This window comes from Flavobacterium sp. DG2-3 (assembly GCF_030730925.1).
Lineage (GTDB): Bacteria > Bacteroidota > Bacteroidia > Flavobacteriales > Flavobacteriaceae > Flavobacterium.
In genome coordinates, this window is record NZ_JAVAMB010000008.1 from 148,521 (window position 1) to 171,352 (window position 22,832).

Sequence of the window (22,832 nt, forward strand, 5' to 3'; positions counted from 1 at the left end):
TTTTTACAAAACTGCCCTATGATTACATCATTGTCTATTAAAAATTATGCTCTTATCGAAAAACTGGCCATAGATTTTTCTAAAGGTTTTTCTATAATTACAGGTGAGACAGGTGCAGGAAAATCGATTATTTTAGGAGCTATTGGTCTTGTTTTAGGTAAACGAGCAGATCTTACTTCGTTAAAAAATAAAGAAGAAAAATGTGTAATCGAAGCGCAATTTGAGATTGGAAAATATAATTTAAAAGATTTTTTTGAAGCGAATGATTTGGATTATGAAGATGAAACCATCATTAGAAGAGAAATTTTGCCTTCTGGTAAATCGCGCGCTTTTATAAATGACAGTCCAGTAAACCTTCAGGAACTGCAAGATTTGAGTTTGTTTTTGATCGATATTCATTCGCAACAGCAAACACAGGAATTATCAGATGAAAATGTACAGTTTAAAATTATTGATGCTATTGCAAACAATACAGATGTAATTGCTGAATATCAAAAACTGCTAAAATCGTATAAATCAGATAAATCTAAATTAAATGCATTGCTTAAAAAACAAAGCGATGCAGGAAAAGAACAAGAATACCATACTTTCTTGTTGAATGAATTGGTTGCGGCTCAATTAAAATCTGGTGAGCAAGAAGAATTAGAAGCAGATTATGAAAAGCTAAATAATGTCGAGATTATTAAAGAATCTTTAGATAAATCTCTTGCAATTGCAAATGAAGAACAATTTGGTGTTTTCCATAATTTGAATGAGATTAAAAATGCATTGCAAAAAGTAGCTCCTTTTGCTGCTGAATATCAAAATTTGTTTGAAAGAATTACTAGTTTAACTATAGAATTTGATGATGTTTCGAAAGAATTAGAAAGTGCTTCAGAGAAATTATTGAATGATCCTACGCAGTTGGAACTAATCAATCAGAAACTGCAGTCAATTTATAATTTACAGAAAAAGCATCAGGTAAGTTCTGTAGATGAACTGCTTCAGATTCAGGCAGATTTAGGAAATTCTTTATTGGAATTGGATAATATGGACGAAGAAATTGCTTCTTTGACTAAAATTATTGAAGAGAAAGCAGTTGAATTAGATAATTATGCATCTAAAATTCATCAGAATAGAGTAAATGCAATTCCTAAGTTGTCAGAACAGCTAGTCGCAATTTTAGAGACTTTAGGAATGCCAAATGCTCGTTTTAATATGGAATTATTGCCTTCGGAAACGTATTTCCAAAACGGAAAAGATGAATTGCAATTTTTGTTTTCTGCAAATAAAGGAACTGATTTTGGCTTATTGAAAAAAGTGGCATCAGGCGGAGAAATGTCTCGTATTATGCTGGCTGTAAAAGCCATTTTAGCTAAATATTCAAAACTGCCAACATTAATTTTTGACGAAATTGATACTGGGGTTTCTGGAGAAATCGCCATTAGAATGGGAGAGATTATGAAGGAAATGAGTACAACAATGCAGATATTTGCGATTACACATTTACCGCAGATTGCCGCAAAAGGAGATTCACACTTCAAAGTTTCAAAAGCTACAGTTGGAAATGATACGCTTTCTGAGCTGAAACTTTTATCTCAAGAAGACCGAATTATAGAAATTGCCCAGATGTTGTCTGGAGCAAATATTTCTGACTCAGCTTTAAATCACGCAAAAGAATTATTGAATTAAAATATAGAAATGGAGAGTTTGAGTTTTTACGAAAATCAGTTTATAAAAGCAGATTCATTAATTTCTGAAGGAAATTCAGCAGATGCAAAAGAACTGCTGGAAGAAATCTTGTCGCAGTATCCAGATTTTGGAAAAGCGCACAATCATTTGGGATGGATTTATTACAACAAACTGAATGATTATGATAAAGGAGTTTATCACTATAAATTGGCCATGAAATTTGATCCAAAATATTCTGCGCCGTATTTAAATTATACCTATTTATTGATAGATATTGGAAGATATGCGGAAGCAAAACAGCATATTGCTTTTACATTAGCCAATTTGGAAAATGCAGATAACTCTACTTATAACAGTGAATTAGGAAGAATGGCTGAGTATGAGAGTGAATATACGATTGCTTATAACTATTATAAAGAGGCTACGAAAAACGCATTGAACCCAAATTTTATTGACAATATGAAGGCTAATATGAAAAGGGTTAAAGATAAAATGTCTATTTTTGAAAAATTAAAACTGAAATTGAAATAATACAAAAAAAATAAATTGCAAAGATGATTATAGAACCTAGAATGAGAGGATTTATTTGCTTGACTGCCCACCCAACGGGAGCTGAGCAAAATGTAAAAAATCAAATCGAATACGTAAAATCTAAAGGAGAAATCGCTGGAGCTAAAAAAGTTTTAGTTATTGGTGCTTCTACAGGTTTCGGGTTAGCTTCAAGAATTACTAGTGCTTTTGGTTCTGGTGCATCAACAATTGGAGTGTTTTTTGAAAAACCTCCAGTTGAAGGAAAAACAGCTTCTCCAGGATGGTATAATTCTGCAGCATTCGAAAAAGAAGCTCATAAAGCAGGTTTGTATGCAAAAAGTATTAATGGCGATGCATTCTTAAATGAAATTAAAAGAGAAACTTTAGATTTGATTAAAGCAGATTTAGGACAAGTAGATCTTATTATTTATAGTTTAGCATCTCCAGTACGTACAAATCCAAATACAGGTGTTACACATCGTTCAGTTTTAAAACCAATTGGGCAAACTTTTACAAATAAAACAGTTGATTTCCACACAGGAAAAGTTTCAGATGTTTCTATCGCTCCTGCAAATGAGGAAGATATTGAAAACACTGTAGCGGTTATGGGTGGTGAAGACTGGGCAATGTGGATCGAAGCTTTAAAAAATGAAAATTTATTAGCTGAAGGTGCTACAACAGTTGCATATTCTTATATCGGGCCAGCTTTAACTGAAGCAGTTTACCGTAAAGGAACTATCGGACGTGCAAAAGATCATTTAGAGGCTACAGCATTTACAATTTCAGATAGTCTAGAATCTTTAGGCGGAAAAGCGTATGTTTCTGTAAACAAAGCTTTGGTAACTCAGGCAAGTTCTGCAATTCCTGTAATTCCATTATATATTTCTCTTCTTTATAAAATCATGAAAGAAGAAGGGATTCACGAAGGATGTATTGAGCAGATTCAGCGTTTATTCCAAGACAGATTATACAATGGTTCTGAAGTTCCTGTTGATGAAAAAGGAAGAATCAGAATTGATGACTGGGAAATGCGTGAAGATGTTCAGGCTAAAGTAGCTAAACTTTGGGAAGAAGCTACAACTGAATCATTGCCAGAAATTGGTGATTTAGCAGGTTATAGAAGCGATTTCTTAAATTTATTCGGATTTGAAGTTCCTGGTGTTGATTACAACGCAGATACTAACGAAGTTGTTAATATAGAAAGCATCAAATAATACTATTTTTACTAAGTAAAACGAAAAACCATCAGCCAAAAGTTGATGGTTTTTTTGTTAATAAACCATATCTTTGTTAAAATTTTGACACAATAAAAATATACCCTTTAATAACGCATATTCTGCTATGATTTTTTCTTTAATTATACCCGTGTATAATCGTCCAGATGAAGTTGATGAGCTTTTAGAAAGTCTCTCAAAATCTGATTATAATGAAGCTTTTGAAATTGTTCTTGTCGAAGATGGATCTTCTATTCCATGTCGAGATGTGGTGATGAATTATCAAGGAAAATTAAATATATCATATTATTTTAAAGAAAATTCAGGGCCTGGAGATTCTAGAAATTACGGAATGCAGCGCGCTAGGGGCGATTATTTCATCATTTTTGACTCAGATTGTATTATTCCGTCGCAATATTTAACTGAAGTTCGTAAAGAGCTAGATGCTAATTATGTAGATTGTTTTGGAGGGCCAGACAAAGCTTTAGACAGCTTTTCTGATATTCAGAAAGCCATCAATTTTGCTATGACGTCTTTCTTGACTACAGGCGGAATTAGAGGCGGTTCTGAGAAGATAAATAAGTTTCAGCCTCGTAGTTTTAATATGGGGATTTCTAGAAAAGCTTTTGAAGCTTCAAAAGGTTTTGGAAATATTCACCCAGGAGAAGACCCAGATTTATCCATCCGTTTATGGAATTTAGGTTTCGAAACAAGACTGTTTAAAGAGGCTTATGTGTACCATAAAAGAAGAATTGATTGGGAAAAATTCTCTATTCAGGTTAACAAATTTGGTATTGCCCGTCCTATTTTAAATAGCTGGTATCCAGAACACAATAAGCTGACTTTTTTCTTCCCGACTCTCTTTATATTGGGATTATTATTAGCTTTTTTATTGTTAATTTTCAATATCGATATTTTATTACAATTATATTTCGTATATTTCGTTATAATTTTTCTTACAGCCAGTATTCAAAACAAAAGTATTAAGATTGGATACCTATCTGTAATAGCGGTGTGGAAACAGTTTTATGGTTATGGAACAGGATTTTTAAAGTCATATTTTAAAGTGATTTTATTAAAGAAAAAACCACAGGAAGCTTTTCCGCGTATGTTTTTTAAATTATAAGAATGACAAAAGTTATTGGTCTTACAGGTGGAATTGGCAGCGGTAAAACAACTGTCGCGAACTATTTTGAAGAAATGGGCGTTCCTGTTTACATAGCTGATGACGGCGCAAAAAGAGTGATGCAGTCAAAAAATATTCTCGAAGAAGTAAAATCTGCTTTTGGTGGCAATGTTTTTGATGATGAAGTTTTAAATCGTGCCAAGTTAGCGCAGGTTGTTTTTAATGATAAAGAACAGTTGGCAAAATTAAATGGAATTGTGCATCCAGCTGTAAAATTAGATTTTGAAAAGTGGGTAAAAAAGCATGAAAATTACGATTATGTAATTTATGAAGCTGCGATTTTATTTGAAAGCGGTAGATATAAAGATTGTGATGTTATAATAACTGTTACAGCTCCAGAAGAAGTGAGAATTGAAAGGGTTATAAAAAGAGATAATACCACCCGCGAACAGGTTTTAAGCAGAATGAAAATGCAATGGAATGACGAAAAACGAATTTCTAAGAGCAATTTCGTGATTAATAACAATAATCTTAAAAAAGCCAAAGAAGAAGTTGTCGAAATTCTTAAAATTTTAAAGATAAAACAAAAACAGTCTTAAATGTTAATATTTGGTTAATGTATTATTTAGTATATTGTTAAAATATTAATTTTGTTTCGATGAATAAATTATTTTTTAGAATACTTGTTTTACTGATGAGTCTGTCCTTAATAGGGATAATTCTGGTTCAAGTATTTTGGTTCAATTCTTCGTTCAAAAATAATGAAGAGCAGTTTAAATACCACGTTACTCAAGTAATTGGAAATGTTGCAGATAAACTGGAACAGCAAGAAGAGTACAGTTTCTACGACAAATACAACCGTATTAAAGACAGCACGGGGAAAATTCCAAAAAAAGAAGATTTACTAGAAGTACTTTACGTACAGCGCAATACTAAAACGAATAAAACTATTGTTTATTCCAATACCCTGACATCGGAAGATTATGATATCAACGGTACTGTTTTTAACAAAAAATTCAGCAGTGAGCGTTTCAAAAATTTTAGTTCAAAAAGAGTAACAGAAGTTTACAATAACAACGGAGGAATTGATAATAATGGTTTAGGGCAAAGTATAATCCCTGATCTTAAAATTGAGAAATCTGGAAGTTTAGATATTTTAAATAAAGTTCAGCAGCAGATTCAATATAAAGACATTGCCTCTTTGACTCCAATTGAAGGGAGAATTACAAAAGACAAACTTTATAAATTATTAAAGAAAGAGCTGGAAGAATACGGTGTTAAGACCAAATTTGAATTCGGAATATACAGTAGCGGCGTTCCAACAAAAATAAAATCAGACGGATTTCATTTTGATAAAGAAGCTACTTATAACATTCCAATTTACACAGATAATGAAGGGAATAGTAAATACGAATTGTCGGTAACGTTCCCACATAAAAAGAAATTCTTATTATCTGAATTATTAAGTATAACTATTTTGTCAATAGTTTTTACATTAATTATAATAGTTGCATACACGAGTGCGTTAAATCAATTATTGCGTCAGAAGCATATTTCTGAAATCAAAACCGATTTTATTAATAATATGACGCATGAGTTTAAAACTCCAATTGCAACCATAAATTTAGCACTTGATGCTATAAGGAGTCCTAAAGTTATTGAAGATAAAGAAAAGGTTTACCGTTATCTTCAGATGATTAGGGACGAAAATAAAAGAATGCACGCTCAGGTTGAAAACGTATTACGTATTTCAAAATTAGAAAAACGAGAGCTTGATATTACGAAAGAGCCAACTGTAGTTACAGATATAATTGACGATGCTATTGAGCATGTGAATCTTATTTTAGAAGACAGAAAAGGTACTGTAGTAAGACATTACAATGCAGCAAGAACAACCTGTTTGATTAATGAAGTTCACTTTACGAACGTGCTGGTTAATATTTTGGAAAATGCCATTAAATATTCTCCAGATGCGCCAGAGATCGAAATCTTTACTGAAAACATTAAAGATATGATTTTGATTAAAGTAAGAGACCATGGTTTGGGAATGAGTAAGATAGCTCAAAAACGAGTATTTGAGAAATTTTACCGAGAGCACACAGGTGATCTTCATAATGTAAAAGGACATGGTTTAGGGCTTGCATACGTAAAAAGAATAGTAGAGGATCACAATGGTCAAGTATATGTAGAAAGCGAAAAAGGGAAGGGTAGCACCTTTATAATAAAAATACCATTAATAAATTAAAATATGGAAAATAATAACAAAAGAATACTTTTAGTAGAAGATGACCTAAATTTTGGGGCAGTTCTTAAAGATTATCTAATGTTAAATGACTTTGAAGTTACTTTAGCTAAAAACGGTATGGAAGGTTTCGAAAAATTCAAGAAAGATGTATATGATTTATGTATTCTTGATGTCATGATGCCTTATAAAGATGGTTACACTTTAGCCAAAGAAATTAGAGAGAAGAACAGTGAAGTGCCAATTATCTTTTTAACAGCAAAATCTATGAAAGAAGATGTGTTAAAAGGTTATAAAGCTGGTGCAGATGACTATTTAAATAAACCTTTTGATTCTGAAGTTCTTTTAATGAAAATTAAAGCAATCATTCAAAGAAAATCAGCTGATACAAAAGCAGAGCAAGTTCAGTTTGAGTTTAACATTGGTAAATTCCATTTAAATTCAAAACTAAGATTCTTGACTTTCCAAGATGAAGAGCCAATTAAATTGTCTCCAAAAGAAAATGAATTGCTTAAAATGCTTATTCTTCATGAAAATGATTTAATGCCAAGAGAATTAGCATTAACTAAAATCTGGAGAGACGACAACTACTTTACATCAAGAAGTATGGACGTTTATATCGCTAAATTGAGAAAATATCTAAAAGCAGACGAGGATGTTGAAATCTTAAATATCCACGGAGAAGGTTTCAGATTAGTGATTAAAAGCAAAGTTTCTGAATAATAATTCACCAAAAAACATATAAGCTCTGAGAAATCAGGGCTTTTTTTATTTTAGGGACAAAGATACAAAGGGACAAAGTGGCACAGAGGTTAAACTTTGTGCCTTTGTCCCTTTGCAACTTATAACCTTTTGTAATTGTTATGTTGTTGATTTTTAGATATATGTGTTTTTTATAATGATTTTTCTTAAAATAAATTTGGAAAATCAAAAAAGTATTATGAATATTTGCAGACGAAAAAATTAATAACCCTTTAAAACGAAGAAATAGTGTTTGTACTTACATCGACATCTCAGAGCTTTACATCAAACAAATTTGGTGAAGCAATTCTTCGTGGCTTATTTCAATCTTAGAAATATACTTTTTAGATATATAAAAAAGCCCGAAGACAATAAGTTTCGGGCTTTTTTTTATTCTAGACTCTTCAAAATTTTCCCGAAAATCGATTTTTAGAATTTATCCGCGAGGATAAAAGGTTAAGCCTTTTTGGCTGTTAATTTAATGCACGATAATTTTTTTATGGAAAATTATACGGTAGATGAGTATGCTTTGTGTACTCGTCTTAAAAGTAAGAGAAGAAAACAGAGATTAGTAAAAGAAGATTTTGAAAAACAATTAATTCAGTTAAGAAAGCTTGAAGTTGAACTTTGGAAAAAACGTAGAGATTTACCATTGGTTCCTTTAGAAATTCCTTATCAAAAAGGCTGGCAGCGTAATTTTAAATTAAGAGACGATGTTGCGAGATCAAGTGAAGCCTCGTTTTACAGCGAATTATTGGAAAAAATAAATACATGGCAGTTCTCTCCAGAAAAATCTTTTAAAAGAAAAAAGAAAAGAAAGAGTAGACACGTGTATGTTGAAAAAATCCAAACTGTAAAAGAGTTTTCAGAGTGGGAATGGAGAAGTTCAAAACTTGAATTGACCGAAAAAGAAAAAGCGCATTTTTATAAAAGAGAACGCTGGTGCAGCAATTTTAAACGCTATAAAGTTCATTATGTGTTTAACGAACCGTGGCGTTATGTGCTCCGTGTGAGTCCTTACATGATCACACATACAAAAATGGTCGATTCAGTTTTAGAAAGTCAGATTCAGCTACTTGATAATTATGTTGTTAATCATAATCTGAGAGATAAAATCAACAGATTAATACACGGCAGTTCTCATAAATGGAGTTACTATGAAAAGGAAAATCCAAAAGAGACAAGTCCAATTAAAAATAAAAGTCTGCAGGAATTGTATCAGCAATATGCAGGCGAAATGATAGAAATCATGGGAAATAAATTATCTGGAAAAGACCTGATTAAGTTGGGCTTTCCAAAAAACAATTCAATAAACATAGCCTTAGGACAAATAAATAGATATAGAAAAAGAGAGAAAAAAGAATCTATTCTAACAGAAGCAAAAGACGTTCTGCTAAATCCTGAAAAATATGAAGGAAACGGAACTTGGGGCAAAGTAGCTGAAGGTTTAATCAACCCAGTTCAGGTAAGAATGCATCAATTAAATAATACAAGAGCACCTTTTACGATTTTTGGTGAAAATGAAATTGACCAGCAGGCAAAATTTCAATTGTACGATTCTTTGAAACTGCCAATTTCAGTTGCAGGAGCTTTAATGCCAGATGCGCATTCGGGTTACGGACTGCCAATTGGCGGTGTGTTAGCGACGGACAATGCAGTAATTCCGTACGGAGTTGGAGTAGATATTGGATGCCGAATGAGTCTTTCGATTTTTGATTTGCCAGCTTCTCATTTTAAAGGTAGAGAACATCAATTGGAAGCAATTTTGAAAGATAATACCAAATTTGGAATGTATGAAACTCACGCATCAAGAGTAGATCATGAGGTTTTTTATAAAAGTGAATTTCAAGATATTCCGCTGTTAAAGAATCTTTTGCCAAAAGCATATAAGCAGTTGGGAAGTTCTGGCGGAGGAAATCATTTTGTAGAATTTGGGATTGCAAGAATTGATAATCCGGAGAATGAGTGGAAGCTGGAAAAAGGCGAATATTTTGCTGTTTTGTCCCACAGCGGTTCACGCGGATTGGGTGCCAACATTGCGAAGCACTACACATATTTGGCAACAAAACAATGTCCGTTACCAAAAAATGTACAGCATTTAGCTTGGTTAGATTTGAATACGCATGACGGTCAGGAATATTGGCTGGCTATGAATTTAGCAGGTGAATATGCAAAAGCGTGTCACGACGATATTCACAGACGAATTGCCAAAGCGATTGGAAAAAGAGTGGTAGTAACAATTGAAAACCATCATAATTTTGCTTGGAAGGAAATGGTTAACGGACAAGAATGTATTGTGCATAGAAAAGGAGCAACACCAGCCAGCAAAGGGCAGTTGGGGATTATTCCGGGTTCGATGACTGCGCCAGGCTTTATTGTAAAAGGAAAAGGAAATGCGGAGAGTTTGAACTCAGCTTCGCACGGTGCAGGACGTTTGTTTTCGAGAGCAAAATGTAAAAGTACTTTCACGCAGAGTTTGATTAATAAAGAACTGAAGAAACACGACGTGACTTTAATTGGCGGAAATATTGATGAAGCGCCAATGGCTTATAAAGACATTACAAAAGTGATGGAAAATCAGACGGAACTGGTTGAAGTGCTTGGAACTTTTAATCCTAAAATTGTTAGAATGGATCGTTAAAACTAAAAAGATTATGGAAAGATTTCAAGATGAAAATAAATTCTTAGGCAATTTTTACAGTGAGATTTTAGTAAAATGTCCAAAATGCGAATCAAAAGCAACTGTAAAAAAAGAATTAAAAGAAAATTGTGAATGCGGGAAATGCCATAATATGGTTTTTGAATGCAAAAATTGCTTTCATAAATTAAAAGAACCCGTGTATCTATACATTGCTTATGGCAAAGAATACTGTAATAATTGCTTTGAAAAGTTTGAATATCAGTCTCAGCCGCTAAAAGAAAAGCCTTTAATGTATAAAACAAAATGTCCTCATTGTGATTTTCAGGAGGAATGGAAAACTAAATCGTATAGGATTAAAGAAGAATCGAAACTAGATACCGGTTTAGTAAAAGATGTGTGGTACAATTTGTCGCTTTGGTTTCAGAAAGAATTTGACGGCTCTATTTTCTGGGCTTATAATCTGGATCATATTGATTATTTGGAAAGATATATTGGTGCCGATTTGAGAGAACGAAATTCAAAAGCAAATTACACATCAAGTTTAGTGGCTCGTTTGCCACAATTTGTAAAAGCAGCAAAAAATAGAGAAAAGCTGCTTAAAATTTTAAAGAAATGGAAAGAATAATTCAGATAACAGCGGGTCGAGGACCTGCAGAATGCACTTGGGTAGTCGCCCAAGTGCTTAAAAAAGTTTTGGAAGAAGCTCGCGAACAGGGACTTGATACAGTTTTACTGCAGAGAGAAGCTGGCGAAGAAAACGGAACGATTGAAACGGCTACGGTCGCTGTAAAAGGAAAAGGTGCAGATCAGTTTGTGAATTCCTGGATTGGAACCATTCAGTGGATTGGTCAGAGCCAATTTCGGAAAATGCATAAGCGCAAGAACTGGTTTATCGGGATTTTTGAAATTGAACAGCAGAAAAATGCTTCATTTTCAGAAAATGACATTCAATATCAGGCGATGAGAAGTTCTGGAGCGGGCGGACAGCACGTAAACAAAGTGAGTTCGGCAATCCGGGCAACTCATATTCCGACTGGAATTGCGGTTGTTTCTATGGATAGTAGGTCGCAACATCAGAACAAAAAACTGGCAATAGAAAGATTAATTAAAAAACTGGAAGACGAGAAACTTATTCAGCTTAAAAATCATGTGGGCAAGCAATGGGAAAACCAATTGAATGTACAACGCGGAAATCCAGTGAGGGTTTTTACGGGAACTGATTTTAAAAAGAATAAAGTAGACAAGAGTTATAAAGGAACTCGTCAGAAATTAAAAAACGATTTACGAAATGAAAACAATTGATAAATACCTTTTTCAAGCTTTGGATAACTATCCATATTGGTTGGAAGGAACAATCGAATCTTTGGATTATGCTTTTTCTTATGATTCAAAAAACACGATGATTTTATGTTTGTACGGACGCATTCAGGCCGAACAGTTAATGAATTACGATGAAGCAAAATCTTATTTTCAGGAAGCTTTATCGATTAATATCCATGCGCTTGAAGTGTATCCGTATTATTTGCAGACGCTGATTTTGAATGAAGATTATGAAGATGCTGAGAAACTGATTGACTTTGCTTTGACTGTTAAAGGAATAAATAAAGCCGAAATTTTTATTAAGAAAGCAATGCTACTTGAAGTACAGCAAAAATTCAAAGAAGCTTTGAAAGAAATTAAACAGGCAAAATTATTCTCTATGCAGCACGATTACGATTCTGGAATAAGCGAAGTTGAAAAACGAATTAAAAGTAAAATAGATTTATTGGAAAACAAGAAATCTAAAAAAGATAAGAAAGGTTCTAAAAAGAAATCGAAATGATTCTAATGAAACAAAAAACGATGCAAAAATTGCATCGTTTTTTGTTTTTACACAAAGTTTGTCATTTCGACGAAGGAGAAATCTTCGCAAGTAGCTCTTCTCCAATAGGCAAATCTTTGTGGAGTTTCTCGCGAAGATTTCTCCTTCGTCGAAATGACAATATTGTGGATAGACAAAATGTTAAAGATGTTTTTTACTTTTTTATTTCCAATGTAATTCTAAAGCAAAACAAGTCTTTTCGCCTTTTGTAATAGTGAAAGTAGTTTCGGTTTGCTCTTCATTATCACTTTCGTGAATAATAACTTTATCGTTTAAAGAAAGTTCTTTTATGAAATTCATTTCAAAACTTTTCACTTCTTGGTTTAAGATTCTTTTTGGGTCCACATGATCGAGGCACCATTCCAAATACTTTACATTATTGGCATGATTTACAATGTCTAAATCTGATAAATAAACAGTTTTTTCAAAAACGGATTCTTTCTCAGAATTGATATTTATTTTAGAAAAGCCTTCAATTGTTGCTCTATTGTCAGGATACAATTCGAAATGTTCAAAAGGTAATGCCAGTGCTTCTGGACGGCGTGCTTTTGTGTTGAAAACGGCCCAAAATGTTTCGCTTCCTACTATTTTTTCTCCGTTTACATACATTTCCAGTGCACGGACTGAACGTGAATTTTCTAAACTATTAATCCATGTTTTTACGGTGACCACATCTTGCCATTTTGGCAAAGCAGTTATTTCTACACGCATACGGCTTAAAACCCAAGCTTGATCAAATTCCTGCATATCACTGAAACTGATGCCTCCAACTTCTGAATGTGCTGCAGCGGTAAGCTGTAAAAGGTTGCACAAATCGGTGTATTTTAAGTAACCAGTTGGCGTGCATTGTGTGAAATTGATTTCCCAGTCTTTGGTCAAAACTGATGTGAAATTGGGAGATATTGGCATTTTTTAATTTTAGATTGTTGATTTTAGATTTCTTCTTGAAAATAGAGAAAAGAATATAGAACAAAGATTTTACTCTAGGAGATTTTCTATATAGCCTATAATGTTTTTTCTATCTGTTGAGTAATCAAACCATTTGGTGTTTTCGTTTCTTTTGAACCACGTTAATTGCCTTTTTGAAAACCTTCTTGTATTTTTTTTGATTTCCTCAATTGCAAATGGCAAAGTGAATTCTCCGTCAAAATAACTAAATAATTCTCTATAACCGACCGTTTGTAAAGCATTTAACTCTTTGTTAGGATAAAGTGCTTTTGCTTCTTCCAGCAATCCCATGTTCATCATGATGTCGACGCGCTGGTTGATTCTGCTGTAAATTATTTCACGATCTGCGTCTAAACCAATTAAAATTGGGGTGAAGTTTCTGTTGTTTTTCTTTAGATTTAAAAAGGAAGAATACGGTTTTTGTGATCCGATGCAAACTTCTACAAAACGCATCATACGCTGTGGGTTTTGTAAGGTCTGCGGGTTTTCGATTGTTATTTTTTGGTAATAATCGGGATCTAGATTTTTTAATTGTTCCTGAAGATATTCGATTCCGAATTTCTCATAGTTGGAATTGACTTCCTGACGAACTTCTGGAGCGATTTCTGGAAATTCGTCGAAACCTTTTAAGATAGCGTCAACATATAATCCTGATCCGCCAATTAGAATGGCAAAATCGTTATTTTGATATAATTCTTCTAGTTTTAAAAGTGCTTCTTTTTCGTAATCGCCTACGGTATAATTTTCAAAAATGGATTTGTTTTGAATGAAATGATGTTTAGCTGCATTTAATTCTTCTTCGCTTGGAACGGCTGTTCCGATGGTCATTTCTTTAAAAAACTGACGGCTGTCACAAGAAACAATTTCGCAGTTAAAGTGTTGTGCCAAAGCAATGCTCAAGGCTGTTTTGCCTATTGCTGTTGGTCCGACGATTGTTATTAGGTATTTCATATTTTTTAGCCCAGATGGAAATGGAAACCCCGGACTTATATTTGTGTGTTTTTTTTTGAATAAAAAAGCGACCGGAGGAAGCTCTTTTTATGACTTAAAAAAACAGCAAAGATAAGGAGGAGTTGCAATGTACAGCTGGATTAGCTTCTTAAATTAATTATTTGGCAATTCTGTTCCGCATTCATAACAATATTTTGCGTTGTCAAAATGAACTTGAGACTGGCATTTTGTGCATGTTTTTTTACTGTTTACCGTATTGTTTTTTAAGCTCTTTTTGGCAAATTCAGCGGTTACAATTCCTGTGGGAACGGCGATTATTCCGTAACCTAAAATCATAACAAAGGCTGCAATAAATTGTCCTAAAGGAGTTTGTGGAGAAATGTCTCCATAACCAACAGTTGTCAAGGTAACAATTGTCCAATATATTCCCATTGGGATGCTTGTAAAACCTGATTCTTTTCCTTCGACCAAATACATTATGGAGCCAATAATGATGGTGCTGATTAAGACGAAATAAATGAAAACAAGAATTTTTTCTTTACTCGCATCAATGGCTTCTTTTAGCTGTAAAGATTGATGGTTGATTTGCGGAATGTGCAAAATTTTGAACAATCGAAGAAAACGTAGCGCTCTCACGATGGACAAAATACTTGCGCCAGGAAAAAAGATGGACAAGTACATTGGCAAAACGGCGAGCAAATCGATGATTCCGTAAAAGCTAAAAATGTATTTTATTGGTTTTTGAATGGAAATAACTCTCAGAATATATTCGATGGTGAAGAATATTGTAATGACCCATTCGCAAATAATTAATTGCTCGTGATATTTAGAACTGATTCCTTCAACGGTATCGAGCATGATTAAAAGAACGCTCAGTAAGATTAAACCTAAAAGAACCAAATCGAACATTCTACCTGCTAAAGTGTTGGTTCCGTAGAGAATGATTTTTATTCTTTCTCTAAAAAGTTCGTATTTAGATTTGTGTTTTACCATACTATGAAGATACAAAAAGTTTATTGCACTAAAAATGAAGAACTTTTAACGATTTACTTTTGCGGATATAGTTCTGAATAATATTTTTTACATCTCGATTGTGCTGCATTGGAATCAGAATATTTTTAAGAATATCAATATTGGTAATTTGATAATTTAGATCGTAATAAGCATAACCTTGATACGTGCCGTTTTCGATTAAAATCGCACTTCTTTCGTTTATATTTCGGCCTCTGTCAATTAAAATCATGCTTTTGTTTTCGAAGCTGTTTTCTGAAATGAATTGCTGTACTCTTAAATTGTAAACTTCGGGAGTAACTTCGCCAATGCAAGCGCCGTCGCATTCTTTGATTTTATATTGAAAACATTCATTTTTGGTTTGGTATAAACCTGTCAGTTTCTGGCACAAATGGTATTTTGCAGTAAATCTAAACAGCGCATTTTTACCGTCTTGTAAAGAAGCAAAAGACGTGATTTCTTTTTTTCTTCCGTCTGCTTTTTCAAGTTTTAGATTCATATAACCGTTTGCGTCTTTTTCGGCATATAATGCGAAAGGAAAAACAGTTTTCTTTTGTGAACGATTGTATCTCGGACGATTGGTTTTTACTTCTTGGCTTTCTTTTAAAAGCGCTACTAATTCGCTTCCAGTTTCTTCGTAAGTGATAGTAAAAACTTCTGCTTGAATCCTTTTGCTTTTAGTAGTCACTCCAGTAAAATGCTGATTGACTCTTTTTTTTATGTTTTGGCTTTTACCGATATAAATTAGCGTACCACCTTCATTATAAATATAATAAACGCCAGTTTTGGTTGGCATTTGATTTAAAATATCTAAAAATTTTGGAGAAATTCCTTTTTCGACTTCGAGTTTTATAAAATCTTTTACGATTGTCTTCTCGGTGTCTTTTTCCAAAAGCATTTTAAACAGCTTTGTGGTCGCCATAGCGTCTCCGCTGGCGCGATGTCTGTCTGCCATCGGAATTCCGAGTGCGCGAACTAGTTTTCCTAAACTATAAGAAGGCTGTTCTGGGATTAATTTTTTTGCTAATTCAACCGTACAAAGTGTTTTGGCTTCAAAATCGTAGCCTAAACGTCTAAATTCGGTTCTTAGAATTCTATAGTCAAAAGAAGCGTTGTGCGCTACAATTACGCAGTCTGAAGTAATTTCGATAATGCGTTTGGCAATTTCGTAAAATTTTGGAGCAGAACGCAACATAGCGTTATTAATTCCTGTCAGTTTTACAACAAAAGGCTGAATCGGAATTTCAGGATTGACAAGGCTTATGAATTGATCAACTACTTCATGCCCATCAAATTTGTAGATAGCGATTTCGGTAATTCCCTCTTCATTAAATTGTCCCCCAGTGGTTTCTATGTCAAGTATTGCGTACATTTCAATGTCAATATCAAAAAATCAATTACAATTACAATATCAAAAATCAATATCAATTTTTGAAAATTGTTATTGTGATTGCCATTGTCATTGATATTGAAAAATTATTTTTTATTAATTATCATTTTTGATGAGATTGCAATAAGCTGTTCAACTTCAATTAAAAGTTTATTTCTTTGATCGTTATCTCCTTCTTTAATATAATTTAAAATTTTTAGAGAGTTTCTTGACTCTTTTAATTCTTTTACAACGAGCGAAACTTTAAAAACAAAATCCTTATCTGTTATTGTTCCTTGTGCTTCTCCAAAATTTAAAGATGCACTTCCTGATGATCTTATTAATTGATTTTTGTAATATTCGTTTTCAAATATTCTTTCTAATTTTCTGGTAAAGAAAATACATTCTCCTGCGAAACGAACTAGTCGATCTTCAAAATTGAATATTTTTTCCATTTAAAATTATTGATTTTTGATATTGTAATTGATTTTTGCAATCATCTTCCTCCAAAAATGCTGCTTCCAATTCTAACCATTGTGCTTCCGCATTCAATAGCCAATTGATAATCTCCAGACATTCCCATTGAAATTGTTTTTAAATCAACAATCTGCAGTTTTTGGATGGAATCAAAAATCGATTTTAAATGTGTGAATTCTTTTTTTATCTGGTTTTGGTTTTCGGTGAAAGTGGCCATTCCCATTAAACCTAAGATACGAATATTTTTCAACTCTTTGAACTCAGAAGATGTTAAAAGTTGGTTTAATTCGCTTTCGTCCAAACCAAATTTAGATTCTTCTTCGGCAATATAAATTTGAAGAAGACAATCTATAATTCTGTTATTTTTTAAAGCTTGCTTGTTGATTTCCTGTAATAATTTCAAACTGTCAACACCGTGAATCAGAGTCACATACGGCGCCATAAATTTGACTTTATTCGACTGAACATGACCAATCATATGCCATTGGATATCTTTTGGCATTTGTTCCCATTTTTCAGTCATTTCCTGAATTTTGTTTTCTCCAAAAATACGTTGACCTGCTTCATAAGCCTGCATCAAATCGGATACAGGTTTAGTTTTTGAAACAGCAACTAGAGTTACATGTTCAGGTAAGGTTGATTTAATTGTATTTAAATTCGATTGAATCGACATGATATTTTTTTTTATAAAAACTGTTTAGAGATTTTCTCCGCTTTTTTACTTTCACTATAATCGTAAAAACCTTCACCAGATTTTACTCCCAGTTTTCCAGCTCTAACCATATTTACAAGAAGTGGGCAAGGAGCATATTTCGGGTTTTTGAATCCGTCGTACATTACATTAAGAATGGCAAGACAAACATCAAGTCCAATAAAATCAGCCAATTGAAGAGGTCCCATTGGGTGTCCCATTCCTAATTTCATTACCGTGTCAATTTCGTAAACACCAGCAACACCATTGTATAACGTTTCGATTGCTTCGTTTAACATTGGCATTAAAATTCGGTTCGCTACAAAACCAGGATAATCGTTTACTTCAACTGGTACTTTACCTAATTTTTCAGATAAAGACATGATAATTTTAGTGACTTCATCGCTTGTATTGTACCCACGGATGATTTCGACCAATTTCATAATCGGCACCGGATTCATAAAGTGCATTCCGATAACGCGCTCAGGATGTGCCACAACAGCTCCGATTTGTGTAATTGAAATTGAGGAAGTATTGGTTGCTAAAATGGTATTGTGAGAACAATATTCGTTTAATTGTTTGAAGATGTTTAGTTTTAATTCCACATTTTCAGTTGCAGCTTCTACGACTAAATCAACGCCTACGACACCGTCTTTTAAATCGGTATAAGTGATAATATTAGTGATTGTTTTGGCAACATCTTCCTGCGTAATGGTTCCTTTAGACAGCATACGGTCTAAGTTAGCCGCAATAGTTGCCATTCCTTTATCTAATGATTTTTCAGAAACGTCAATTAGTTTTACAGTAAATCCGCTTTGCGCAAAAGTATGTGCAATTCCGTTCCCCATTGTTCCTGCTCCAATTACAGCTATTGTTTTCATAGTATATCGTGAAATTATATTTTATGATTTAGCCACGAATTCAGCAAATAATTCGTGAATTCGTGGCTAACTTATTTTTTTAAATTTATTATTTATTGAAACAATCAATAATTTGATACGCCACTCTTAAAGCATCTGTAGCTTGTTCAAGTGTTACTACAGGCGTTGTATCGGTATTAATTGCATTGGCAAAAGATTCTAATTCGTCCAAAATCGCATTATTTGCTTCAACATCTGGATTGGTGAAATAGATTTGTTTTTTTACACCTTCAGCATTTTGAAGAATCATATCGAAATCTCCAGGAACTTCTGGTGCGTCTTTCATTCGAACTACTTCGCATTTCTTTTCTAAAAAGTCAACAGAAATGTAGGCGTCTTTTTGAAAGAAGCGTGATTTGCGCATATTTTTTAATGAAATTCTGCTAGCAGTTAAGTTCGCAACGCATCCATTTTCAAATTCGATTCTAGCATTCGCAATATCTGGTGTATCACTAATTACAGATACTCCACTCGCGTGAATATCTTTTACTTTCGATTTAACAACACTTAAAATAGCATCGATATCATGAATCATTAAATCTAAAACCACAGGAACGTCTGTACCGCGCGGATTAAATTCGGCCAAACGATGCGTTTCTATAAACATCGGATTTTCGATCATGTTTTTTGTAGCAATAAAAGCAGGATTAAAACGCTCTACGTGACCAACCTGTCCTTTTACATTGTATTCTTTAGCAAGAGCGATAATCTCTTCTGCTTCTTCTACAGTATTGGCAATTGGTTTTTCGATAAAGATGTGTTTTCCTGATTTGATGGCAACTTTAGCACATTTGTAGTGCGAAAGTGTTGGAGTAACAATATCAATCACGTCGACAGCGTGAATGAGTTTTGCAATTGTGCTGAAGTTTTTATAGCCAAACTCTTTTGATATTCTTTCGGCATTTTCTTGATTTTCGTCGTAAAATCCAACTAATTCGTATTTGTCAGATTGTTGTAATAAGCGTAAATGTATTTTACCAAGATGACCAGCACCTAAAACTCCTACTTTTAACATGAGAATGTATTTTAAACAAAAATATAATTTATTTGTTTAACGTGAAAGTGAATTTAAAGTAATTGTGAGTCGATAGTTAATTAGTCCTTAGTTTATAGTCCTTAGTTGTGAGTTGCGTTTTCTGGCTTGTCACCCTAAAGCGTAGTCAAAGGACGTACGGTTAACGGACAAAGGGATTCGACTACGCTCAGCCTGACAAATGGAGACATTAAAATTCAAGTTTCAGCTTTATAAATTTATTATTTAAAAATCAATATTTGAAATCCTGTTTTGTTTCTTATTTTTGCGAAAATAAAACCTACCCATTTTGAAAGATACTGCCAAACATCAAGGACTTCGTAATCAATTAGTAAGCACTTTAGAGCAAAAAGGAATTACTGATAGAGCTGTTCTAGAAGCGATAAAAAAAATCCCAAGACACCTATTTTTAAATTCAAGTTTTGAAGATTTCGCTTATCAGGACAAAGCTTTCCCAATTGGGGCAGGGCAGACTATTTCACAGCCTTATACAGTGGCTTTTCAGTCGCAACTGCTTGAAGTTAAGAAAGATCATAAGATTTTAGAAATAGGAACAGGCTCTGGTTACCAGACAGCTGTTTTATTTATGCTTGGAGCAAAAGTGTATACGATTGAAAGACAAAATGAATTGTTTAAAACGACTTCTAATCTTTTTCCGAAATTAAATATCCGTCCAAAGCATGTTACTTTTGGAGACGGTTATAAAGGGTTGCCAAATTTTGCACCTTTTGACAGCATTATAGTTACAGCAGGTGCACCGTTTATTCCGCAGCCTTTAATGGCACAGCTGAAAATAGGAGGAAGACTTGTTATTCCGTTGGGAGAGGATGTTCAGATTATGACTCTATTAATTAGAAAGAATGAAACTCAATTTGAAAAACATGAGTTTGGAGAATTTAGATTTGTTCCTTTATTAGAAGATAAAAATTAAAAGAAAAGCCCGTTTATACGGGCTTTTTTATTGAGTGAGAATTGAAATGTATCTTTCCAAACTTTCTTTTTCTCTTTGAGCTATAAAAAGAAAAAAATCTTCTTTGTCTTTTTTGGTTTGCGCTATTTCTAAAGATTGATAATATTGCATTCGATTTTCATAATCTCCTTTAATATTAGCAATTGGATATCCTTTTTGCATCAAAATTAAATTCATAATCAATCTTGAAGTTCTGCCGTTTCCATCAATAAAAGGATGAATAGCAACTAATCGTTCATGCATTTCAGCTGCTAAAATAACAGGATGCAATTTGTTTTTATTGATTTCATACCAAATAAAATATTCTTCCATTTCTTGCGGAACCATTAAAGGCTGTGGAGGCATGTGTGTGCTGCCTTGTATCATGACTTGAACTTTTCTATAGCGACCTGCATCTTCAGGAATAATTCCTCTTAAAATTAAATTATGGATAGATAAAAGATCGCGTTCGTTTAGCGAATTGCTTTTATTCATTAAATCTTTTATAAAACCAATGGCTTCCTGATGGTTTATCGCTTCGAGATGTTCCCGCATACTTTTTCCTGAAATAGTCAAACCCTCATTAATGACCATATCTGTTTCGCGAAGAGTCATTTTATTTCCTTCAATTCTATTACTTTCAAAAGTATATTCTAATTCAAGAGCCTGTTTAATCTTAAAACTATCATACTGACGGTGAGAATCTAGTTTTTCTTTTAAAGCATCAATTTCTTTTAAAATTTTTTCTAATGAAGTAGATAATTTAAGATTGGAAACTGTTTTATTGTATTTGATTTCATCTTCGGCAATTTTCAAAGCCTTCAAAGCAAACTCTTCATCGCCAATTTCGTAAAGAATTTTTTCTTTAAGCCAGGCAATCATTAAAGTTTCATAATCAATTTCTAAAAGCTGAGACAATTTTACAATTTGATCTTTTGTTGGTTTTCTAGTTCCCGATTCAAATTTGCTAATTAAAGCCTGATCGATATTGGCAAGCTGTGCCAGTTCACGGGTTTTAAAACCTTTTTGCTCTCGAGCATTTTTTAAAAGAGATTTCATTTGATGAAAAATTAAGTCTTGACAAAAATAGTCAATTTTTTATATAAAAGAAAAGCAGTATTTTAAGTACTGCTTTCTAAATTTTATTTTGGAGGAAGAGAACCGTCTTTTTTCATTTCTTTTACAACAGATTGCATTATGGCATCTACAGTTTGTCCTAAGTCGGTAACATATTGTGATTCTGTTGTTCCGGTCCAGATTAGCTTATTTTGTTTTAGCGAAAATACATTGGTTTCTACCATATAAGATGTAGTTTCTTGATAATATCCAGGGTCATAGAAGTTTGGAGAATACATTCCGTACCAATTTCCAAAACCGTAACCATACATTCCGGTATATAATCCGTCAAAGCCTCCATAATACATTCCAGTGTAAGTTCCGGGAACGTAGCTAGTTTCTTTTTCTTTACTGACTAAACGCATGCTGACAACTCCGTCAAAATTTTCATCTTGTAAAACCTTTAGTTTTTCTTCTTTCGATAATTGTGAGGTTGCGTTTAAGTATTGATACGAAGTTTTGAATACAGGATTACTCGCAGCAATTCTGTTTTCTATAATTCGTCTCGAAGCTTCGTCTTTGACCAAAGCTACAACCAAAACTTTTTTAAAATGTTCCTGAGTAATCGTCACATCGGGATCTCTCCAGCTGTTTACAATAGAAGTATTACTGCCGCAACTTGAAAACGCTGCAATAGCGAAAAACAAAACTAAGTACTTTTTCATATTTTACAGTTAAATTGGTTATAAGTAAAAATAACTATAAAATATTAATAAATAGAGGTTTATGTAAAATTAAAAAAGCTTTTAGTTAAAAGCTTTTTTAATACGGTCCAAATCACGTTTGGTATCTTGTTCTTTTAGAGATTCACGTTTGTCATAGTTCTTTTTCCCTTTGCACAACCCGATTTGCAGTTTGGCTAAACCTTTTTCGTTTGTAAATAATTTTAAAGGAATGATTGTTAAACCTTTTGCCTGAACACTTTTATGAAGTGTTTTTAATTCTTTTTTATTTAAAAGTAGTTTTCTCTCGCTTCTTGATTTATGATTGAACTGATTTCCAAAAGAATATTCTTCAATATAAGTATTAATAGCAAAAAGTTCCATGCCGCTAAACTCGCAGAAGCTTTCGGTAATATTTGCTTTCCCTAAACGGATAGATTTAATTTCTGTTCCCGCCAAAACAATTCCAGCAGTATAAGTGTCGATTATTTCATAATCGAATCTGGCTCTTTTGTTAAGTATGTTGACTGATTTTATCATGATTGCAAATGTAAGACAAAATTGAAAAAAAATGTAACAGATAAAGATAATTCAAGATTTTTTTTCAATCTATGATTTTAATCATTTTTAAGGAAAAAGCTTACTCATAAGTTTGTCCTGTAATTTTAAAAAACAAAA

At 33.1% G+C, this 22,832-nt stretch carries 23 protein-coding genes; 12 read left to right on the top strand and 11 right to left on the bottom strand.

Annotation, left to right across the window (positions count from 1 at the left end):
* Positions 1-18: 18 nt before the first annotated feature.
* The 11 genes from recN to Q9Q97_RS13135 all read left to right on the top strand — a co-directional run bounded on the left by recN (position 19) and on the right by Q9Q97_RS13135 (position 11,988).
* Complete coding sequence (gene recN, locus Q9Q97_RS13085; RefSeq protein ID WP_306157722.1) at positions 19-1,671, top strand: DNA repair protein RecN; 1,653 nt, start codon at positions 19-21, stop codon at positions 1,669-1,671.
* 9 nt (positions 1,672-1,680) lie between these two features.
* Complete coding sequence (locus tag Q9Q97_RS13090; protein WP_306157724.1) at positions 1,681-2,202, top strand: tetratricopeptide repeat protein; 522 nt, start codon at positions 1,681-1,683, stop codon at positions 2,200-2,202.
* 23 nt (positions 2,203-2,225) lie between these two features.
* Positions 2,226-3,416 carry an enoyl-ACP reductase FabV gene (fabV, locus tag Q9Q97_RS13095; protein WP_306157726.1) on the top strand — a complete coding sequence of 397 codons (1,191 nt, stop codon included), beginning with the start codon at positions 2,226-2,228 and terminating at the stop codon, positions 3,414-3,416.
* A gap of 127 nt (positions 3,417-3,543) precedes the next feature.
* The gene (locus tag Q9Q97_RS13100; protein WP_306157728.1) at positions 3,544-4,542 is read left to right on the top strand and encodes a glycosyltransferase family 2 protein; all 999 of its coding nucleotides are present in this window, start codon (positions 3,544-3,546) and stop codon (positions 4,540-4,542) included.
* Positions 4,543-4,544: 2 nt separating this feature from the next.
* A complete protein-coding gene (gene coaE / locus Q9Q97_RS13105) occupies positions 4,545-5,141 on the top strand; it encodes a dephospho-CoA kinase (RefSeq protein ID WP_306157730.1) in 597 nt (198 codons plus the stop codon).
* A 59-nt stretch (positions 5,142-5,200) separates the two neighbouring features.
* Positions 5,201-6,787, top strand: a complete 1,587-nt coding sequence (locus tag Q9Q97_RS13110) for a sensor histidine kinase KdpD (RefSeq protein ID WP_306157732.1) — start codon at positions 5,201-5,203, stop codon at positions 6,785-6,787.
* A 3-nt stretch (positions 6,788-6,790) separates the two neighbouring features.
* Positions 6,791-7,507: a response regulator transcription factor gene (locus tag Q9Q97_RS13115; RefSeq protein ID WP_125722891.1), complete on the top strand. Its 717-nt coding sequence runs from the start codon at positions 6,791-6,793 to the stop codon at positions 7,505-7,507.
* A gap of 1,267 nt (positions 7,508-8,774) precedes the next feature.
* A complete protein-coding gene (locus Q9Q97_RS13120; protein ID WP_306157931.1) occupies positions 8,775-10,166 on the top strand; it encodes an RtcB family protein in 1,392 nt (463 codons plus the stop codon).
* A gap of 13 nt (positions 10,167-10,179) precedes the next feature.
* A complete protein-coding gene (locus Q9Q97_RS13125) occupies positions 10,180-10,791 on the top strand; it encodes a hypothetical protein (RefSeq protein WP_306157735.1) in 612 nt (203 codons plus the stop codon).
* Positions 10,779-11,468, top strand: a complete 690-nt coding sequence (gene prfH / locus Q9Q97_RS13130; protein WP_306157738.1) for a peptide chain release factor H — start codon at positions 10,779-10,781, stop codon at positions 11,466-11,468. The genes Q9Q97_RS13125 and prfH overlap by 13 nt, the downstream gene beginning before the upstream one ends.
* A complete protein-coding gene (locus Q9Q97_RS13135) occupies positions 11,455-11,988 on the top strand; it encodes a hypothetical protein (protein WP_306157740.1) in 534 nt (177 codons plus the stop codon). Before prfH ends, Q9Q97_RS13135 begins: the two co-directional genes overlap by 14 nt.
* A gap of 201 nt (positions 11,989-12,189) precedes the next feature.
* Here Q9Q97_RS13135 and Q9Q97_RS13140 read toward each other — a convergent pair whose 3' ends face one another.
* The 8 genes from Q9Q97_RS13140 to Q9Q97_RS13175 all read right to left on the bottom strand — a co-directional run bounded on the left by Q9Q97_RS13140 (position 12,190) and on the right by Q9Q97_RS13175 (position 19,409).
* Positions 12,190-12,936, bottom strand: a complete 747-nt coding sequence (locus Q9Q97_RS13140; protein ID WP_306157742.1) for an acyl-[acyl-carrier-protein] thioesterase — start codon at positions 12,934-12,936, stop codon at positions 12,190-12,192.
* A 69-nt stretch (positions 12,937-13,005) separates the two neighbouring features.
* Positions 13,006-13,926 carry a tRNA (adenosine(37)-N6)-dimethylallyltransferase MiaA gene (gene miaA / locus Q9Q97_RS13145; RefSeq protein ID WP_306157744.1) on the bottom strand — a complete coding sequence of 307 codons (921 nt, stop codon included), beginning with the start codon at positions 13,924-13,926 and terminating at the stop codon, positions 13,006-13,008.
* Positions 13,927-14,079: 153 nt separating this feature from the next.
* Entirely contained in the window at positions 14,080-14,919 is an 840-nt protein-coding gene (locus Q9Q97_RS13150) for an ion transporter (protein ID WP_306157746.1), read from the bottom strand.
* A 28-nt stretch (positions 14,920-14,947) separates the two neighbouring features.
* The gene (locus Q9Q97_RS13155; RefSeq protein WP_306157748.1) at positions 14,948-16,309 is read right to left on the bottom strand and encodes an exonuclease domain-containing protein; all 1,362 of its coding nucleotides are present in this window, start codon (positions 16,307-16,309) and stop codon (positions 14,948-14,950) included.
* Between the two features lie 104 nt (positions 16,310-16,413).
* Positions 16,414-16,761, bottom strand: coding sequence for a four helix bundle protein (locus Q9Q97_RS13160; protein WP_306157750.1), 348 nt, complete (start codon positions 16,759-16,761; stop codon positions 16,414-16,416).
* Positions 16,762-16,802: 41 nt separating this feature from the next.
* Entirely contained in the window at positions 16,803-17,456 is a 654-nt protein-coding gene (locus tag Q9Q97_RS13165) for a YggS family pyridoxal phosphate-dependent enzyme (RefSeq protein ID WP_306157752.1), read from the bottom strand.
* Between the two features lie 11 nt (positions 17,457-17,467).
* On the bottom strand, positions 17,468-18,355 hold the full coding sequence (locus Q9Q97_RS13170; protein ID WP_125722901.1) for a 3-hydroxyacyl-CoA dehydrogenase family protein: 888 nt from the start codon (positions 18,353-18,355) through the stop codon (positions 17,468-17,470).
* Positions 18,356-18,443: 88 nt separating this feature from the next.
* Positions 18,444-19,409, bottom strand: coding sequence for a Gfo/Idh/MocA family protein (locus tag Q9Q97_RS13175; protein ID WP_306157754.1), 966 nt, complete (start codon positions 19,407-19,409; stop codon positions 18,444-18,446).
* Between the two features lie 307 nt (positions 19,410-19,716).
* Between Q9Q97_RS13175 and Q9Q97_RS13180 the strand changes: the two genes are divergently transcribed.
* Entirely contained in the window at positions 19,717-20,358 is a 642-nt protein-coding gene (locus tag Q9Q97_RS13180; RefSeq protein ID WP_306157756.1) for a protein-L-isoaspartate(D-aspartate) O-methyltransferase, read from the top strand.
* A gap of 27 nt (positions 20,359-20,385) precedes the next feature.
* Here the strand turns inward: Q9Q97_RS13180 and Q9Q97_RS13185 are convergent, their stop codons facing one another.
* The 3 genes from Q9Q97_RS13185 to smpB form a co-directional block, all read right to left on the bottom strand.
* Complete coding sequence (locus Q9Q97_RS13185; RefSeq protein WP_306157758.1) at positions 20,386-21,435, bottom strand: Fic family protein; 1,050 nt, start codon at positions 21,433-21,435, stop codon at positions 20,386-20,388.
* An 83-nt stretch (positions 21,436-21,518) separates the two neighbouring features.
* Entirely contained in the window at positions 21,519-22,157 is a 639-nt protein-coding gene (locus Q9Q97_RS13190) for a hypothetical protein (RefSeq protein ID WP_306157760.1), read from the bottom strand.
* An 81-nt stretch (positions 22,158-22,238) separates the two neighbouring features.
* Positions 22,239-22,694, bottom strand: coding sequence for an SsrA-binding protein SmpB (gene smpB, locus Q9Q97_RS13195; protein ID WP_111290250.1), 456 nt, complete (start codon positions 22,692-22,694; stop codon positions 22,239-22,241).
* Positions 22,695-22,832 lie beyond the last annotated feature (138 nt).

Bases quoted from the DNA above. Each gene is read 5' to 3' on its own strand.
- recN (WP_306157722.1), top strand. From the start codon at position 19: ATGATTACATCATTGTCTATTAAAAATTATGCTCTTATCGAAAAACTG.
- Q9Q97_RS13115 (WP_125722891.1), top strand. From the start codon at position 6,791: ATGGAAAATAATAACAAAAGAATACTTTTAGTAGAAGATGACCTAAAT.
- Q9Q97_RS13160 (WP_306157750.1), bottom strand. From the start codon at position 16,761: ATGGAAAAAATATTCAATTTTGAAGATCGACTAGTTCGTTTCGCAGGA.
- fabV (WP_306157726.1), top strand. From the start codon at position 2,226: ATGATTATAGAACCTAGAATGAGAGGATTTATTTGCTTGACTGCCCAC.
- Q9Q97_RS13185 (WP_306157758.1), bottom strand. From the start codon at position 21,435: ATGAAATCTCTTTTAAAAAATGCTCGAGAGCAAAAAGGTTTTAAAACC.
- Q9Q97_RS13120 (WP_306157931.1), top strand. From the start codon at position 8,775: ATGGGAAATAAATTATCTGGAAAAGACCTGATTAAGTTGGGCTTTCCA.
- prfH (WP_306157738.1), top strand. From the start codon at position 10,779: ATGGAAAGAATAATTCAGATAACAGCGGGTCGAGGACCTGCAGAATGC.
- Q9Q97_RS13150 (WP_306157746.1), bottom strand. From the start codon at position 14,919: ATGGTAAAACACAAATCTAAATACGAACTTTTTAGAGAAAGAATAAAA.
- Q9Q97_RS13170 (WP_125722901.1), bottom strand. From the start codon at position 18,355: ATGAAAACAATAGCTGTAATTGGAGCAGGAACAATGGGGAACGGAATT.
- Q9Q97_RS13135 (WP_306157740.1), top strand. From the start codon at position 11,455: ATGAAAACAATTGATAAATACCTTTTTCAAGCTTTGGATAACTATCCA.
- Q9Q97_RS13110 (WP_306157732.1), top strand. From the start codon at position 5,201: ATGAATAAATTATTTTTTAGAATACTTGTTTTACTGATGAGTCTGTCC.
- smpB (WP_111290250.1), bottom strand. From the start codon at position 22,694: ATGATAAAATCAGTCAACATACTTAACAAAAGAGCCAGATTCGATTAT.
- Q9Q97_RS13165 (WP_306157752.1), bottom strand. From the start codon at position 17,456: ATGTCGATTCAATCGAATTTAAATACAATTAAATCAACCTTACCTGAA.
- Q9Q97_RS13090 (WP_306157724.1), top strand. From the start codon at position 1,681: ATGGAGAGTTTGAGTTTTTACGAAAATCAGTTTATAAAAGCAGATTCA.
- Q9Q97_RS13175 (WP_306157754.1), bottom strand. From the start codon at position 19,409: ATGTTAAAAGTAGGAGTTTTAGGTGCTGGTCATCTTGGTAAAATACAT.
- miaA (WP_306157744.1), bottom strand. From the start codon at position 13,926: ATGAAATACCTAATAACAATCGTCGGACCAACAGCAATAGGCAAAACA.
- Q9Q97_RS13140 (WP_306157742.1), bottom strand. From the start codon at position 12,936: ATGCCAATATCTCCCAATTTCACATCAGTTTTGACCAAAGACTGGGAA.
- Q9Q97_RS13155 (WP_306157748.1), bottom strand. From the start codon at position 16,309: ATGTACGCAATACTTGACATAGAAACCACTGGGGGACAATTTAATGAA.
- coaE (WP_306157730.1), top strand. From the start codon at position 4,545: ATGACAAAAGTTATTGGTCTTACAGGTGGAATTGGCAGCGGTAAAACA.
- Q9Q97_RS13100 (WP_306157728.1), top strand. From the start codon at position 3,544: ATGATTTTTTCTTTAATTATACCCGTGTATAATCGTCCAGATGAAGTT.
- Q9Q97_RS13125 (WP_306157735.1), top strand. From the start codon at position 10,180: ATGGAAAGATTTCAAGATGAAAATAAATTCTTAGGCAATTTTTACAGT.
- Q9Q97_RS13190 (WP_306157760.1), bottom strand. From the start codon at position 22,157: ATGAAAAAGTACTTAGTTTTGTTTTTCGCTATTGCAGCGTTTTCAAGT.